This window comes from Brachyspira sp. SAP_772, from assembly GCF_009755885.1.
Taxonomy (GTDB): Bacteria; Spirochaetota; Brachyspiria; order Brachyspirales; family Brachyspiraceae; genus Brachyspira.
In genome coordinates this window covers 1-703 of the sequence record NZ_VYIX01000172.1, presented here as the reverse complement: position 1 = coordinate 703, position 703 = coordinate 1, and the positions used below count along the sequence as shown (strand labels likewise).

Annotated in this window: 1 protein-coding gene and 1 pseudogene; both read right to left on the bottom strand. The window is 22.8% G+C overall.

From position 1 onward, the window contains the following. Positions 1-15: 15 nt before the first annotated feature. Positions 16-510 carry a hypothetical protein gene (locus GQX97_RS13335; RefSeq protein ID WP_157144051.1) on the bottom strand — a complete coding sequence of 165 codons (495 nt, stop codon included), beginning with the start codon at positions 508-510 and terminating at the stop codon, positions 16-18. 5 nt (positions 511-515) lie between these two features. Then, positions 516-703 (bottom strand): annotated as a pseudogene (locus GQX97_RS13330) (hypothetical protein); the annotation flags it as partial.

Sequence of the window (703 nt, the reverse complement as noted above, 5' to 3'; positions counted from 1 at the left end):
AAAATTATTTAATATTTAATCTTTACCTGTATAGTATTTGTATTTTGTTTTTGTTAAAAATCTTATATACTTAAAATTGCCGGTATATATTTCTTCTTTTATAATATACTCTCTTATATTATCATAAAATGTTTGCAAATCAGTTTGCATTAATTCATCTATATAGTTAGATTTGTTTTTTGATATATAATCATAGAGTCTTTTATGAAGAAGTAAATATACATAATTTTCTGGCGGAGTACTAGATTTTATCACYCCGCTATAAACTATATCATTAGAATTATTTTCTAGAGCTTTTTTAGCCATGTAAATATTATTGCTGTATATTGATTTACCCTCAGGCGAAAACAAATAAGAAGCATCTATATAAAAAACATATTCTTTATTGTCTGATGAGAGCAAATTATCAAACTTTCTTATTATTCTAAAAGTTTTATTTAGATTATAATTTTCTTGTGCGTAGAGAAAATGTATATTAAAAAAAACAAATAAAATAATAATTAATCTCATAATAATTATTTAGGTATAGACCTAAGAAGTCTTGTAAAATCAGCGTCCTTAGGAAATATTTTTAAAGCTTCATCTAATATAGTATTAGCATTATTATATCTTTTGCTATTATACTCAGTAACAGCATAATTATAATATGATACTTTAAGATTTCTTTTTAAAACAGTAGTATTTTCTCCCAAGTCTTCTATGC